The 16,016-nt window shown below is 39.4% G+C and carries 14 protein-coding genes; 4 read left to right on the top strand and 10 right to left on the bottom strand.

Annotated features, from left to right (window positions below):
* Positions 1-237: 237 nt before the first annotated feature.
* On the top strand, positions 238-861 hold the full coding sequence (locus EJK17_RS08705; RefSeq protein WP_103660693.1) for a M23 family metallopeptidase: 624 nt from the start codon (positions 238-240) through the stop codon (positions 859-861).
* 60 nt (positions 862-921) lie between these two features.
* Entirely contained in the window at positions 922-1,218 is a 297-nt protein-coding gene (locus EJK17_RS08710) for a hypothetical protein (protein WP_103660694.1), read from the top strand.
* 50 nt (positions 1,219-1,268) lie between these two features.
* Here the strand turns inward: EJK17_RS08710 and EJK17_RS08715 are convergent, their stop codons facing one another.
* The 9 genes from EJK17_RS08715 to prmA all read right to left on the bottom strand — a co-directional run bounded on the left by EJK17_RS08715 (position 1,269) and on the right by prmA (position 12,646).
* Positions 1,269-2,147, bottom strand: coding sequence for a YitT family protein (locus EJK17_RS08715; RefSeq protein ID WP_103660695.1), 879 nt, complete (start codon positions 2,145-2,147; stop codon positions 1,269-1,271).
* Positions 2,148-2,299: 152 nt separating this feature from the next.
* Positions 2,300-3,565: an SLAP domain-containing protein gene (locus EJK17_RS08720; protein WP_127796351.1), complete on the bottom strand. Its 1,266-nt coding sequence runs from the start codon at positions 3,563-3,565 to the stop codon at positions 2,300-2,302.
* Between the two features lie 227 nt (positions 3,566-3,792).
* Complete coding sequence (locus EJK17_RS08725; protein ID WP_103660697.1) at positions 3,793-4,944, bottom strand: GH25 family lysozyme; 1,152 nt, start codon at positions 4,942-4,944, stop codon at positions 3,793-3,795.
* A gap of 208 nt (positions 4,945-5,152) precedes the next feature.
* The gene (gene aspS, locus EJK17_RS08730; RefSeq protein ID WP_168180776.1) at positions 5,153-7,006 is read right to left on the bottom strand and encodes an aspartate--tRNA ligase; all 1,854 of its coding nucleotides are present in this window, start codon (positions 7,004-7,006) and stop codon (positions 5,153-5,155) included.
* Positions 7,007-7,009: 3 nt separating this feature from the next.
* A complete protein-coding gene (gene hisS, locus EJK17_RS08735) occupies positions 7,010-8,296 on the bottom strand; it encodes a histidine--tRNA ligase (RefSeq protein ID WP_103660698.1) in 1,287 nt (428 codons plus the stop codon).
* Between the two features lie 291 nt (positions 8,297-8,587).
* Positions 8,588-9,025 (bottom strand): D-aminoacyl-tRNA deacylase, encoded by a 438-nt coding sequence (gene dtd / locus EJK17_RS08740; RefSeq protein ID WP_103660699.1) that lies wholly within the window; start codon positions 9,023-9,025, stop codon positions 8,588-8,590.
* On the bottom strand, positions 9,025-11,271 hold the full coding sequence (locus EJK17_RS08745) for a RelA/SpoT family protein (RefSeq protein ID WP_103660700.1): 2,247 nt from the start codon (positions 11,269-11,271) through the stop codon (positions 9,025-9,027). The genes dtd and EJK17_RS08745 overlap by 1 nt, the downstream gene beginning before the upstream one ends.
* Positions 11,272-11,285: 14 nt before the next feature.
* Complete coding sequence (locus EJK17_RS08750) at positions 11,286-11,648, bottom strand: hypothetical protein (RefSeq protein ID WP_103660718.1); 363 nt, start codon at positions 11,646-11,648, stop codon at positions 11,286-11,288.
* A gap of 53 nt (positions 11,649-11,701) precedes the next feature.
* Entirely contained in the window at positions 11,702-12,646 is a 945-nt protein-coding gene (prmA, locus tag EJK17_RS08755) for a 50S ribosomal protein L11 methyltransferase (RefSeq protein WP_103660701.1), read from the bottom strand.
* Positions 12,647-12,708: 62 nt separating this feature from the next.
* Here prmA and EJK17_RS08760 point away from each other — a divergent pair, with 62 nt between their 5' ends.
* Positions 12,709-13,218, top strand: coding sequence for an aminoacyl-tRNA deacylase (locus tag EJK17_RS08760; protein ID WP_103660702.1), 510 nt, complete (start codon positions 12,709-12,711; stop codon positions 13,216-13,218).
* A gap of 230 nt (positions 13,219-13,448) precedes the next feature.
* Here the strand turns inward: EJK17_RS08760 and EJK17_RS08765 are convergent, their stop codons facing one another.
* Positions 13,449-14,813: a threonine/serine exporter family protein gene (locus EJK17_RS08765; protein ID WP_103660703.1), complete on the bottom strand. Its 1,365-nt coding sequence runs from the start codon at positions 14,811-14,813 to the stop codon at positions 13,449-13,451.
* Positions 14,814-14,982: 169 nt separating this feature from the next.
* Here EJK17_RS08765 and EJK17_RS08770 point away from each other — a divergent pair, with 169 nt between their 5' ends.
* On the top strand, positions 14,983-15,861 hold the full coding sequence (locus EJK17_RS08770) for a sugar-binding transcriptional regulator (RefSeq protein WP_342769181.1): 879 nt from the start codon (positions 14,983-14,985) through the stop codon (positions 15,859-15,861).
* Positions 15,862-16,016 lie beyond the last annotated feature (155 nt).

Consider the following 16,016-nt stretch of genomic DNA (forward strand, 5'->3'; position numbering starts at 1 on the left):
ACATCAAGTGTCTAAAAGCGACAGGGCATATCGTTTTACTACTACTTTAATTCTACAAGAGAACAAAAATAGTGAATCAATTATCCCGTCGGATAACTAATTCACTATTTAGCTTAGAATGTTTATTTTGCTCTTAATTTTTCGGTAACATGATTGTAACATCCAAGCCTTACAATGAATAACGAAAATTATAAGGAGAAAGTGAGGCTTAAATCAGTTTTTTCTGATTTAACGTAAATGAAAAAGAAGTTTATCTTAGCTAGTGCTGCTCTTGTTGCGCTCTCATCTAGTTTATTATTTGGCTCAAACAATACTCAAGCAGCTAAAAAGAAGAACGCTGATATTCAAACTGAAGAAGTTGACCCTTCCATAAAGAACGATTGGAATTACCCTTTTGCCGTACAAGATAAAAAAGGTGTCCGGCCAATGTATAATGCGCAAGTTTTTGGAATTACCAACTATGCCCGTTCCATTAAACCATTAAGTTATTTCCACGATGGTTGGGACTTTGGTTTTTCAGAAGTTGGTCACTCAACGGTCAGAGCCGTTCACCCAGGTACGGTCAAAAAAGTAGCCTATGGTAATGGCTTAGGCTGGTTTGTTTGGGTAATTAGTCCAGACAATTATGTTCAGATTTATCAAGAAGGCTTCAATAAGAAGAAAGACATCAAGGTTAAAGCTGGTCAAATGGTTAAGACCGGCCAAAAGATTGGTAAATTAACCGGCAGTCACCTTCATTTAGGAGTTACTAAAACCAACCACGACTACATTAATGATCATGGCTATCCATGTAACAACTGGTTCCGTAATGTCGGCACTTGGCTCAACCCAGTTAAAACAATTGAAGAAAATTGCAAGTAGTGTTTCGCCTGCCCCACTTCAAATGCTATAATCATTAAGTATTTGCAGAAAGGGATCAGGATGAACAGCGAAGATTTATTCAAATTGCGTCTGGAAATGATGGCGCAAAAACAAGCTAAACAAGCAGTTGCCTATCAAGATTTATTTACACCGCAATTTATGCAAACCAATACAAAATTTGCGAATTTTAATTTCTTTATGAAAGCCTTAAAGGTTAAAGATTTTGAAGCATTAACTAGTCTTCCAAGTACTAAACTTGATAGTTTCGTTAAAGCAGAAACTGAATTCAATAATTGGGAGCAAATGCAAGCAGCTGCAGTTAATGGCTATATGACTAAAATACTAAATCAACAATAAAAAATAACCTAGAAGACTCAAAACTGAGTTTTCTAGGTTATTTTTGTTACTTAGACTATCTCTTGCTCTTTGAAGCGGCCGTAGACCTTCTCGACTTCGCTGACACTCATAAAGGCATATGGATCGGCCTTTTTTACGATTTCACGAATATCATACATGTCATAGCGATCGATAATGGTAATCAGCACTGTCTTTTCAGTATGACCATAGGCACCTTCAGCATCATGCAAAATAGTGATTCCGCGGTGCATCTTATTCTGAATCCCGTTAATGATACTTTGGGGATGCTCAGTGACAATCATCACCTGCATCTTCTTATGCTGCGTGTAGACCGCATCGATTACGCGCCCATTAATAAAAATAGTCAAGGCTGAATACAAGGCTCTGGTCCAGCCAAAAACAAAACCAGCCGCACAAATGATGACTAAGTTAACTAAGATATTAAACTTACCATAGCTCGTCCCAGTTTTCATCCTGAAAACAATGCCGATAATATCAAGTCCACCAGTTGAAATCCCGTTCTTAAGAGCAAAACCGGTTCCGATACCGTTAATCACCCCACCAAAAATCGCACATAATAAAGGATCCCAGTGAACCGTCAGTGGTTGCACAATGTGCATCATGAATGATCCTAAAGCAACGGCAATAATCGTGAAAAAGGTGAATTTATGGCCGATTTTGGTCCAACCTAAAATGAACAATGGAACATTCAAAACAAAGTACATCAGGGATGTTGAAATGGTAAACGGTAAGAAGCGCTCACTAATTGAATTAATTAACTGCGCAAAACCCGTAATCCCGGATGAATACATGTGTCCTGGTGTCCAAAAGAAATTCAAGGCCACGGCTACGGCAATTGAGTAAAATAAGGCAGCTGACAATTTCGAAAAGAAATTGTACCTGCGGTTGAATTGATCAAGTTGATCCATATTTACTTCTTATTCCAATCTACTTCTAAATTATTTTCTTTTCCTGTTTATTATAAGCTATCAGCCGTTGTTAAATTATAACAAATTCATTAATCTTTCGCCAAAAAAATAATCAAGTCGTAAAACTTGATTATTTTCTCTGTTCTTTTCTTCTAGAAGTTTGCTACCTTAACGTAACGGTTCTTATTAATCCGGTAATACATCTTATGATTAATCTTCATTCTTGAACCGTAAGTTGCCAGCGACATTCCTTTTCTTAAAGTTGGCGTGTAAACGCGCACACCTTTATTGTTATAAACATAGGCATTATGGCTTAATGTTCGATTGGTACCATCTACATTACCTAAAACAATGTACTCATTTTCACCGATCTTGTAGTAACTCTTACCATGCATCTTAACAATGCCGCCAAGTACAGTCACATAGGTATAAGCACCAATGGCTTTAGTACCCACCCGTTTACCATTCTTATCATAAACGAATGCTTTATGCATCACTTGTTTAGTAGTCTTCTGCTCAGAGCTTGAAGCGGTGGTCGTCTTATTATTAGCAGCCGCTGCTTCAGTATTTAAATTGCTGTCTGTGGCAGTAGAACTATTAGTAGTTTGATTACTACTATTATTAGTTGTACTTGGAGTTACCGGAGCTTGTGTTGTTGCACTATTATATGAAAGTGGCAATAAAGTGATGTTCCCGTCGACATTTAATCCACGCCAATTATCGGTAAATTGCCAAATTGCCACCCCATCCATGGATGGAAAGTGCGCGAAATTTGGTGTATCAATTCGACCAGCAGTCGCATAAGAAGCTACCCATAATGAATTAGGGTACTTTGCTAAGATAGTACTGGTATTAATATTATTATTTAATAAGTAAGCTCCAGAATAAAGTAATGGTTGGAAACCTGCCTGCTTAACTTGATCCATAAAGGCCAAAATTGCAGTTGCACTAGCATCTTTTCCTGCATTAATTTGATTACCTTGTCCTGACTCCCAATCACAAGCAATATATGAACCACTTGGCAAACCTAAAGCCTTAGCTGAAGCAACTGCATATTGAGCTTCTGCTGCAGCACTGGTACTGTTAGCACCAAAAGTAGCGAAATGGTAGGCCATTGGCATCATATTATTATTGATTGCACTTTGAATTTGGGCTGAAGCCTTGGGGTTACGATAATTAGTTCCTTCACTTACTTTAACAATGGCAAATTGGCTCCCTGCTGCTGCCATATTAGCAACATTACTGCTTTGATAACTGGCTACATCTACACCTAGCTGTCTTGCGCCAACGGAATTAGTCGCCGCCTCTACTTGCTTAGAATTAAAAGCGCGAGGGGCCTGGGAAGTAACGGTAGCAATTACAGATAACAGACTTGCACAAGCCAGCATACCCAAAAATTTCTTATTTCTCATTTGCATCTAAATTCTCCATCTTCATTCGCTGTTTTATCTTTAATATTATCATACCATGTTTTGTACTATCTAAACCTTAAGATATCATGACAGCCTTTGTTATCAAAATGAAAAGAATCAGCTTTTTTACAAAAGTTTTACATTATAGCTTAACATAATTTAGTATATGTCGATTAAAAATAAGCATAAAAAAAGCTTGAGGATTTCCCTCAAGCTTTTTAACTTAACGTCTTTTACTTAAAGTCACTAACCTTAACGTAACGGTTCTTGTTAATCTTGTAGTATTCAACACCGCCGATATTCTTCTTACCATAAGTAGCAACAGTAGTGTTGGCCATAATGGTTGGTGCCTTAGTAATCTTACCATTCTTATCGAAAACTAAACCACTCTTCTTCAATTGACGAGGAGTACCGTCAACATTAGCAACCTTAATGTATGAATTCTTACCAGTCCGGTAGTACTTAGTGCCCTTGATTGTTACCACACCACCAAGTACAGTTACCTTCTTGTAGGCCTTAACAGTCTTACCCGTCTTATTACCGTTCTTGTCGTAAACAGCTGCCTTATGCATCACTGTCTTCTTGTTCTTAACTGAAGTTGCCTTAGGTGCTTGACTTGAGCCATTACCGTATGACAATGGCAACAAGGTGATATTACCGTCAACGTTTAAACCGCGCCAGTTATCAGTGAATTGCCAAATAGCTACACCGTCCATGGATGGGAAGTAAGCAAAGTTAGGATTGTCAATTCGTCCCATTGTAGCGTATGAAGCTACCCAAAGTGAATTTGGAAAGGCATTGTTAACTTTGTTTGTGTTGATATTATTTTTTAATAAGTGGGCACCTGAGTAAAGCAATGATTGGAAGCCTGAAGCTTTAACTTGCTTCATGAAAGCAATGATTGCATTAGCACTGCCATTCTTACCACCATTGACATTGTTACCTTGACCAGTTTCCCAGTCACAAGCAATGTATGAACCATTTGGTAAGCCTAAAGCCTTAGCTGATGAGACAGCATACTTTGCTTCAGCTTTAGCAGCACTACTGTTGGCACCAAAAGTAGCAAAGTGGTATGCCATTGGCATCATCCCATTACTAATTGCACTCTTAATTTGGGCAGCAGCTTTAGGGTTGCGGTAGCCAGTGCCTTCACTAACCTTAACAATCGCAAATTGAGCCCCAGCGTTAGCATGACTACTTAAGTTAGTTGATTGGTAACTAGCAACATCAACACCGTAACTGCGAGCCTTAACTGACTTCTTAGCAGCTTGAACAGTTTGATTTAAAATTGAGTTGGTAGAAACTTCTGCTACGCTAGCCCCGGCAGTTGCAAGAACCCCAGCACATGCTAATACACTTAATAACTTTTTATTTCTTTTCCGCAATGATATCCCTCACAATACAGTTTTTAACTTTTAATGATTTTTAAATTATCGTTTTATTATTTTTATGCTTATCTATATCCGCTTAATTATAATAACAGTTTTTTGGGCGTACAAATTTACAATCATTTAACAAATTGTGTAACAAAGAGAAAAAATGTCTGGAAAACGAATTTTTCCAGACATTTCTCTATCTTTTATTCAATTTAACTTAATCATCCCAAGTTGCATTCTTAGCAGCATCTTCTGCAGCTTCTTGTTCAAGACGTGCTTCAGTATCCTTAACACTCTTTTCAAAAGCTGGATCAACTTGAATACCAATATCTTCAAGTTGTTGATCAGTTACAGGTGCTGGAGCGTGCATCATTGGTTCGCTGGCATTAGCATTCTTAGGGAAGGCAGTAACGTCACGAATGTTGTCCTTTTGAGCAAGCATCATTGCGAAACGGTCAAGTCCAATGGCAAGACCAGCGTGTGGTGGGAAGCCCATGTCCCAAGCATCCATCAAGTAACCAAATTGTTCGTAAGCTCTCTTCTTAGTGAAGCCTAAAGCCTTGAACATCTTTTCTTGGATTGAACGTTTGTGGATACGGATTGAACCACCACCCATTTCGTCACCGTTCATGACAATATCGTATGAACGAGCGTGAGCCTTGTGTGGATCAGTATCAAGTAACTTAATACCTTCATCATCTGGCATGGTGAATGGGTGGTGAGCAGCGATCCAGCGGCCAAGACCTTCATCGTATTCGAATAATGGCCAGTCAACAACCCAAACAAAGTCATAAACATCTTTTGGAATAATGCCGGTTTCCTTAGCAAATTCACGACGAAGGTGGTCAAGTGAATCACAGCAGACCTTCCACTTGTCAGCAACAAAGACTACTAATTCTCCACCTTCAAGGTCAAATTCCTTGATCAAAGCTTCCTTGTTTTCATCAGTTAAGAAACGTGAAACTGGACCTGAGAATTCACCATCTTCATACTTAACCCAAGCTAAGCCCTTTGCATGGTAACGCTTGATGTAATCAGCCTTTTCATCAATCTTCTTACGTGAGTATGCCTTAGCACCATTCTTAACAGCCAAACCTTTGACATAACCACCATCAGCAATTGCACCTGAGAAGACTTTGAAGTCTGAATCCTTAAAGATTGGACTTAAGTCGTGAATGAACATTTCGTAACGAGTATCTGGCTTATCACAACCATACTTGTTCATTGATTCAGTCCAAGTAATCCGCTTAATTGGCGTCTTAAGATCAATGTTCATTACATCTTTCATGATCTTCTTTAATAAGCCTTCAGTGTAATCTTGAACGCCTTTTTCATCAAGGAAGGAAGTTTCCATATCGATTTGCGTAAATTCTGGTTGACGGTCACCACGAAGGTCTTCGTCACGGAAACATTTTGCTAATTGGTAGTACTTATCAAAACCAGCACCCATCAATAATTGTTTAAATAATTGAGGTGATTGTGGTAAAGCATAGAAGCTACCTGGGTAAATTCTTGATGGTACAAGATAGTCACGGGCACCTTCTGGAGATGACTTACCTAAAATTGGAGTTTCGATATTGATGAAACCATTTTCGTCAAAGTATTCATGAACAGCACGCAAAATCTTAGAACGCAAGATAAGTGCTTTTTGTAAAGTTGGACGACGAAGGTCAAGGTAACGGTACTTCAAACGAGTTTGTTCGTTAGCAGTAATGTCATCCTTAATTTCAAATGGTGGCACCTTTGACTTGTTCAAGATGTCAATTTCAGTTGCGTCAACTTCAACTTCCCCAGTCTTCATCTCTGGGTTAACGCTTGAACGCTTAACAACCTTACCCTTAACTTCGATAACGTATTCGCTACCAAGTTCATCGGCAATGGTCATTAATTCCTTACCAGAATCCTTGTTAACAACAACTTGAACGATTCCTTCACGGTCACGTAAATCGATGAAGACTAAGTTACCCAAGTTACGTACACGTTGTACCCAACCATATAGAGTTACTTCTTGGCCTTCATATTTACTAGTAATATTGCCACAATAGTCTGTTCTTTTATCCATGTGTTCCATTTTTTAGTCCTTCAATTTTTCCATTACAGTTTGCATATCATTTAAGTCTTCAAGGCTTAAGTCAATTGTCTTACCATCAGCTAACCGTTTGATGTTCAAAGTGCCATTTTCAAGTTCCTTAGCACCTAAAGTAATGACATACTTAGCGTGAACACGATCAGCCTTTCTAAATTGCGCCTTTAGTTTCTTTTGATCAACATCGTATTGGGTCTTAAAGCCTTGCTTACGCAAAGATCTTGCGATTTCAACGGTCTTCATTTCGGTACCTTCCCCAATGTTGGTAATGAAGAAGTCAATGCCTTCATCAGCAAATAAAGCTGGATTTTGTTCCTTTAAAACAAGCATTAATCTTTCTTCACCGATCCCAAAACCAACAGCAGGGGTTGCTGGACCATCGAATTCTTGAACTAAGTGATCATAACGTCCACCGCCAAGAATAGTGGTTGCAGATTCCCATAAGTTCTTGTCTTCAACCATAAATTCAAAAATGATGCCAGTGTAGTAATCAAGCCCACGTACTAAGTCATCATCCATGACATAATTAATGCCTAATTGATCAAGCATGTTAGTAATGGTTTCGAAATTCTTCTTCGAGTCTTCATCTAAGTAGTCAACAATCTTTGGAGCATCTGGCAAGAATTGCTTATCTTGTTCAGCCTTTGAATCCAAAATTCTCAATGGATTCATCCCTAACCGTCTTTGAGAATCTTCAGAAAGTTGATCCTTCAAAGGAGTAAAGTAGTTGACCAAAGCATCATGATAATCTTGACGAACTTGAGCGTTACCTAAAGTGTTAATGTGCAATTCATAATTCTTAACTCCAAGTTCAGCCAATAAATCATGGCCCATCATAATGGTTTCCACATCAGCTAATGGACTAGCTGAACCAAAGCTTTCAACCCCGATTTGGTGAAATTCACGTTGTCGCCCGGCTTGTGGTCTTTCATATCTAAAAGTATTGTCGATGTAGTAAACGTTGAATGGCTTAACAACATCTGGACCATATAACTTGTTTTCAACATAAGCCCGCACTACCCCAGCGGTTCCTTCTGGACGAAGGGCAATGTGACGACCACCTTTGTCATTGAAATCATACATTTCCTTTTCAACAACATCAGAACTTTCACCACTTGAACGGGAAAAGACTTCATAATTTTCAAAACTTGGTGTCCGGATTTCCCGGTAATTTGCCTTTTTGAAAAAGTCGCGGGCAATGGCTTCGACTTTTTCCCAGGAACCAGAAGCATCAGGTAGAATGTCGACTGTACCTTTTGGTCTTTGAACTCTCATTTTATCATCCTTTATTTTTTCATTAACAAATTAAAAAAAGCGTCCTTGAAAAACCTTCAAGGGCGCTTAAGATTAGCACGGTACCACCTTATAATTCCTACGATTAACGCTCGCGAAACGAACCATTATCTGTTAAAGGTGTCACAGATTCTGATCTATCTGTTCTTTCACCAAGCAAACAGTCTCTGTCAATAGATCTGCCAATCTTTCTTCTTTGTCATCGATAATTCTTTTTTAGCTTATATTTTTAAGACGATAATGTCAACCTTTGTAAACGATTTCTTAAAAAGTTTACAGATCTAACACAATCGTAAAGGGACCATCATTTTCCAAACTAACTTGCATGTCAGCTCCGAACTCACCGGTCTCAACATGGAAGCCATTATTTTCCAATTCTTGGTTAAAATCTTCCCATAATTCTTTTGACTTTGGTGGGCGCATCGCTTCAACAAAACTAGGACGATTCCCCTTCTTCGTATTAGCAAGTAAAGTAAACTGACTAACACTCAAAATTTCGCCGCCAACATCTTTTAAAGATAAATTAGTCTTGCCCTCTTCATCTTCAAAAATGCGCATCTTGGCAATCTTATCAGCTGCCTTTTTGACAACTGCTAGTTCATCCCCTTCACGCAGACCAACTAATAGTAAAAAGCCTTTGCCAATTTTACCAACAGTTTTGCCAGCAATATCTACTTGGGCATGATTAACTCTTTGAATGACAACTCGCATTAATTATCTGACCTCTTTGTCTCATAAACATCTGGTACGTCTCTTAAGCCGCTTAAAATACTCTCCAATTGCTTGGCATTCTTAACCGCAACAGTGACATAAACATGGGCAATATTTTCATCATTGACCTTACCAGAAATATTATTAATGTTCTTGGTTAAAGAATTCAATTTATTGATAATATCACTGAGCAAATTACCACGGTTGTAACCAAAGACTTCAATATTGGCATTGAAGGATTGCAAACTAGAATCTTCACCGACGTTTTCCCATTCAACGTCGATTAAACGGCCTTCATTGGCAGCTTCTTTGGTAATGTTACGGCAATCTGCCCGGTGAATGGTTACCCCGCGACCTTTAGTGACATAGCCGATGATTTCATCCCCAGGAACAGGGTTACAGCACTTAGCTAAATGGAGCATTAAGTCACTGACACCTTGGATCATGACCCCATTCTTGTGCTTGATCTTCATTGTTCCGGCATTATTGTTCTTAGGCGCTGGTTCACTTTGAGCAGACTTTTGCCCAGAATTCAGAATTTCTTCTTCATGCTTCTTTTGCTTTTCTTGTTCTTGTTTCTTACGCAAGTCAAAGGTCAAACGGTTGAAGACACCCATGGCTGATTGATCACCAAAACCAATCGCAGCATACAATTCTTCAGGAGTATGGTAATTAAAGTGGTCTAAGATCTTATCAATGTGATCCTTGTCCATGAACTCCTTAGCATTTAAGCCGTGTTCACGCAATAAACTAGCCACTTCTTCTTCGCCGCGCTCGATGCTGTCTTCACGATCAAGTGCTCTGAAGTAACGGCGAATCTTGTTGCGAGCCCGGGAAGTTTGGACAATGTCCACCCAGTCACGGGACGGTGCCGCATTCGACTGGGTCATAATTTCAATGACGTCACCGTTTTTGAGTTTGCAGTCTAGTGGAACTAATTTGCCATTAACCTTAGCCCCAACGGCATGGTCGCCGACTTGGGTGTGAATTTCATAAGCAAAATCTAGCGTAACCGCACCCTTAGGCAATTCATAAACTTCGCCTTTAGGCGTGAAGACATAAACACGATCAGAGAAAATATCACTTTTAACGCTGCGCATAAATTCATCAGCGTCTTTAGTTTCATCCTTTAATTCTAGGATTTCCTTGACCATGTTTAATTGGTCGCCAGCAGAGGATTCCTTAACTCCTTCAAAATTACCACGTTTGTAAGCCCAGTGGGCGGCAACCCCGTATTCAGCGACTTCATGCATTTGTTCAGTTCTAATCTGAATTTCAAGTGGTCGACCACCAGGTCCAATAATCGTCGTGTGCAAAGACTGGTAACCATTGACCTTAGGCACGGCAATATAATCCTTAAACCGTCCTGGCATTGGCTTCCACTCAGTATGCACCGCACCCAAGACCGCATAACAATCCCGCACTGTCTTCACAATCACTCTTACAGCTAGCAAGTCATAGATTTCATCAAAGTCTTTATGCTTGTTAACCATCTTTTTGTAAATCGAGTAAATATGCTTGGGCCGACCATAAATCTCATACTTAATGCCCAGACTATCCAGAGTACTTTTTAAAACGTTAATCGCGTCAGAAATGTACTTTTCTCTTTGACTCCGCTTAACATCCATCAAGTTGACGATCCGGTAGTAAGCTTCAGGATTTAAGTAGTGGAAACTCATATCTTCTAATTCCCACTTAATTGTCCCGATACCCAAGCGGTCAGCTAATGGGGCGTAAATATCCATCGTTTCTGAAGCGATTCGGCGTTGTTTATCAGGGCGCAAGTGTTGCAAAGTATGCATATTGTGCAAACGGTCAGCCAATTTAACCATGATCACCCGCAAGTCCTTAGCCATCGCAATCAGCATCTTCCGGTGATTTTCAGCTAAAAATTCTTGGTGTGACTTGTATTGATACTTATTTAATTTAGTTACCCCATCGACGATAAAAGCGACATCTTCGCCAAAATCGCGTTTAATATCATCGTTGGTAACGTCAGTATCTTCAACTGTATCATGCAAAAAGCCCGCTGCCACAGTATCTGGATCTAGACCTAAAGTAGCTAAAGTCCCGGCAACTTGGGTGGGGTGAATAATATATGGCTGCCCACTAGCTCGCTTTTGACCAGCATGAGCACGATTGGCATATTCATATGCCTTTTCGACAAAAGCTAGTTGCTCTTTATTCATATATTTTTGACAGGCGGCGATTACCTGATCATGCGTCATCTCAACATACTTGGACATGATGATCATCCCTTCTAGCGATAAATATTTTTATTCATTAAGCCAAAAGCTTCGATAATGAGATAAATAAGGCCAAACATTAAATTATAGTTCGCAAACCTAGGCAAAATTGCTAAACAGAAAACAACCGGCATGAGTAACATCCACCATTTGTTTAAACGCAATTTAATAATTAAATTCCCTAGATGATAACTAATTAGACAATTAATAATGATAAAAACAATCCCAACTCGCCAGACCACCGGCACCTGTAGCAAGCTACAAAGATACGGCAAAATGATGACTAATAAACTCCACCAAATCAGTGGCATAAAGCGGCGTTGATTGAGCTTCTTAATTAGTGGCAAAGTTAGTATTCTTTGCTTAATTTTCTTGATCAAGCTATCTTTTCCTCTCATTTTAGCTTAATTTATTCTTTATTTTACCACAACTATGCTTCTTTTCTAGTAATAGCTAGTCCGATCCAGCGACCTTGCTTCATCGTTAAGTCGATCTTGAAGCCATTCTCGTCCAGCGCCTTTTCAATCTTAGGCAATTGGAGATAGTCAATCCCTGAGAAAATAATTTGACCACCATCATTTAAGTGCGCATCCATTTGTGGAATTAAATCAAGCAAAATTTCAGCTAAGATATTAGCAACAATAATATCAAATTTTCCGTCTACATTGGCCAATAAACTCGTCTTTTGCACGCGAATATTGGTTAAATCATTTAAAGCGGCATTTTGCTGCGCAGCGGTCATTGATTCATCGGAAATATCAGTCGCCAAAATATCAGTGGCGCCAAGTTTTGCTGCAGCAATTGCTAAAATACCAGAGCCAGTACCAACGTCAACGACCGTCATTGGTTTCACCATTGCCCGTTCAAGGCCCATCATTGCCAATTGCGTTGTCTTATGGTTACCTGTCCCAAAGGCTAGACCTGGATCAAGCTTAATTAATTGCTGATCTTTAAAAGCTGGTTGATAATCTTCCCATTCAGGCACAATAGCCAAGTGCCGGGAAAAATCAATAACATGGTAGTACTTTTGCCAAGCAGTATTCCAGTCTTGATCAGCAATATAACTAGTGGTGATCTTCCCGGCTCCTGTTGCTAAGCCGTAAGTTTTTAATTCAGTTAATTTACCAGTAAACTCTTTAATTAATTGTTCGCGATCAGCTTCTTCATCAAAGTATGCCATAAATTGCATGTCTTCAGGCAAGTCCTTAATGTCATCCATCTCTACCACCGTAGAATCATGGAGCCAACCTGCTTGTTCAAAGTCACTCCGCTTTCTGGCTTCAGTGCCAAGGGCCTTTAAATTGTCTTGTGCAAACACCGTTAAGGCATCTTCTACTTCGTGGCTAGTTTCAATCTTTATTACCAATAATTTCATTTATTAATAACTCCCATTTGGTTTTTCTTCGACAAATGCTATCATGGTTCTGGGTGATAAACATGTCAAAGAAGAAAAAGAAATATAAACTTGAAAAAACTTTGGTCGAAAAAATTCTCGATCAAAATAAAATCAAATATCTTCAAGCCTCATTTGCGACCCACAAAGATAGTGGTGGGGTTGCGCAAATGGACACTTCCATTTTAGAAGAGAAAGAGCATTTAGTCTACAAAACCTTAGTTTGTGAAGGAAATAAAACTGGTCCCTTAGTCGGCGTCATTCCAGTGACTGAACACTTAAGTATGAAAAAACTAGCTAAAGTGTCTGGAAATAAGAAGTGCGAAATGTTGCCACTGAAGAAATTACAAAAAACAACTGGCTATGTGCACGGTGCTAATACGCCAATTGGAATCTACTTCAACCACCACTTCCCAATCTACTTAGATAATAGTATGAAAGATGAAGCAGAAATTGCCGTTTCTAGTGGTGAAGTTGGGCGGAGCGTTTTCCTTAACCCCCAAGACCTGGCAGCCTTTTGCCACGCGGATTTTGAAGATCTATTAGAAAGATAAGCGCTTTCAATTAGTAAAATCTGTGTTATATTCTATATATGACCACATACAGAGTTTTATAGAAGAAGATGACATAGATGAGTATAACATTAGGATTAGTTGGTTTTGCAATCGCGATAATTGCCGTCCTTTTAGTTATGAGAACAGCATTTATTAAGTAAACGACAAAAACTATTAATTTGAAACTCAAAAAGGAGCAGTTTGATACTGCTCCTTTTTCTGTTGCTTTTTTATAAATTAGCGTGACGCCATTTCTTATCAGTAAGAATTCTGGCTGCTAGTAAGCCCATTGGTAAGGCGGCGACAATCATCAAAGCCTCCGTAATCCAATAAGCACCAATGTTGATATTAGTAATGCCGAAATTAAAGACGCCGCGGTACATATATAGCCCGGGCACCATAATCACGATTGATGGAACCGTAATCGCAATTCGTGGAAAACCAACCTTGTAGCGCGCAACGCTGGCTAATAACCCGGCTAATAACGCTCCGACAAAGGCTGCTAAAGCCGCTGGCACATGACCATAATCCACTAAGCTTAATCTTAAGGTGTTGGCTAAAGCCCCGATAAAGGCCGCGGTAATTGCCATCTTCGGCCGAGAATTAAACATGATTGAAAAGCCGAAGACACCGCAAAAACTAGCTAAGATCCGTAATAAAGCTAAGCTGACAAGATTTAGCGGCAATTTCGGCATCGAGCCTGGTTTTAACTGTAAAATCATGGCTACACCCCAACCCGCCATCGTGGCCACCACAATGATCAAGATGGCATAGGTCATACGTTCAAGACCTGAACGCATATCCAGTTTGGACATGTCCAGCCCCGAGGTAATAAATGGAAAACCAGGAATCACGAATAGCATGGACCCAATATAGCCGTAAGCATGATCGTTAGCAACACCGAAGAATTGCCGTAAAACTAGGAAGGCTAAAAAGTAAACCAAACAAGCTACAGCTACAGCCACAGCGATTTTGGCAACTAAGGTAATCTTCTTACGCCCAATTTCGCCGCGGACGTAATTACCTACCCCGGCGCCAAAGAAAGCACAGATAACTTCTGGCCAACCTCCTCCTAGTAAAAAGATAAAGCCCGCACAGGCTAAACCGGAAGCAAGTCCGGCAATCCAAGTTGGATATTTGACTTTGAAGTGGTCAATTTCATCCAGCCTGGTATTAATCTGACCTAGCGTCCAGTGACCATGCCCTTTTTGGAATTGCCGAACAAACTTTTCCATTTCATTCAGCTTGGCCATATTAACGCCAGTCGATGGTAAAGATAAGGTCTGTGAATATGATTGGTTATCAACGTCAAAACAAGTGTATTCAATTGAAACTAAGCCAATATCAGCCGAACAAGTAATGCCTAAGGTTCTGGCAACGGTATCCATTGAATCGCGCACCCGCCAGGCTCCTGTTCCACAACTTAGTAGCATCAGGCCGATTCGGCCAACTAATGATCCTTTTTCAACTAAAGTGATATCCCTAGCAAGGGTATCATCATCACTTTTAAAGAAATCATCCCACCGAATCTTCATGTGATGGTGATGCGATAGTTTATACTGCGACTGTTTTACTTTTTCTATATCCTCTGACATGATTCCTCAACTTTTCTAAAATTTAAATAGCCTTTCTATTTTAGCACAACTTTTCCGAATAAGTTGTCCAAGCTTTTTAAAATATTTAAAATAATAGTCACTTTTTAAAATTTATCTACAAAATATTATATAATAAGGTTAAATTAAACAGAATCGAAGGATGATTAATATGGCTCAATTAACTAATGAAGAATTGGCAAACATTGCTCATGATTATTACCTGAGCAAGTTGAATATTGCCGAAATCTCACAAAAATACAGCATCTCTCGCTATTTGATTACTAAAGCCTTGGATACTGCCCAAGAAAAAGGCATCGTCAAGATTAGTATCCAGCAGCAAGCCAAACGCAATCAAGACTTGGAGCGCGAATTCCAACATCTTTTCCATCTTAAAGAAGTGATTATTCTCCAAAATCATTCAACGACGAATCAAGACAATGAAGCAATCGTTAGTTATGCCGCAGAACAGATTGAGTCTTATATTAAAGGTAGTAACAAGATTGGGATGACCTGGGGCACCTTAATGCTAGACATTGTTAATCACTTTACCCCAGTTGAGCGTCCAGATCTAACCTTTGTGCAATTATTAGGGCAAATCGTCAATGGTGATCGCCGTAAGCAACCAATTGTCCAAGAAGCCGCTGATAAGTTTAACGCGCAGAGTCGCCTCTTACCTGCTCCGCTGTATGTCCTTCATCCCAAATTTTTGACGGCTCTAAAAAAGGAACCTTTCTACCAGACTTTAGAAGAAGAATATGATAACTTGAACCTGCTCTTCAGCGGAATTGGGACCTTTCAATCCTTTAAAGTTAATAAATACCTCAATCAAGATTATGGTTCGGAACTCTTGCAAGATATCGATCAAGGAAAAATTGCGGGGATGATGTTTGGCCGGCCATATGACATCAACGGTCACTTCTTCGCTAACTTTGATGATCATCTATGCGGCATTTCCTTAGAGGCCTTAAGAAAAGTACCAGTCCGCTTCGTAATTGTTAAAAACCGCTTCAAGGTTAACGCCCTTTTGGTGCCTTGCGAACTGGCCTAATCACCCACTTGATTATTAATGAAGGCATCGCTGAAAGAGTCTTAAGCGAATTAAATCAATAATAACTTGGATCCAAAAAATTTGTTTTTTCTGGATTTTTTTAATACCATTTTTTTAAATTGACAAACAACATTTTTGTAATAGAAAAAACCATA

It is taken from the genome of Lactobacillus xujianguonis (genome assembly GCF_004009905.1).
GTDB lineage: Bacteria > Bacillota > Bacilli > Lactobacillales > Lactobacillaceae > Lactobacillus > Lactobacillus xujianguonis.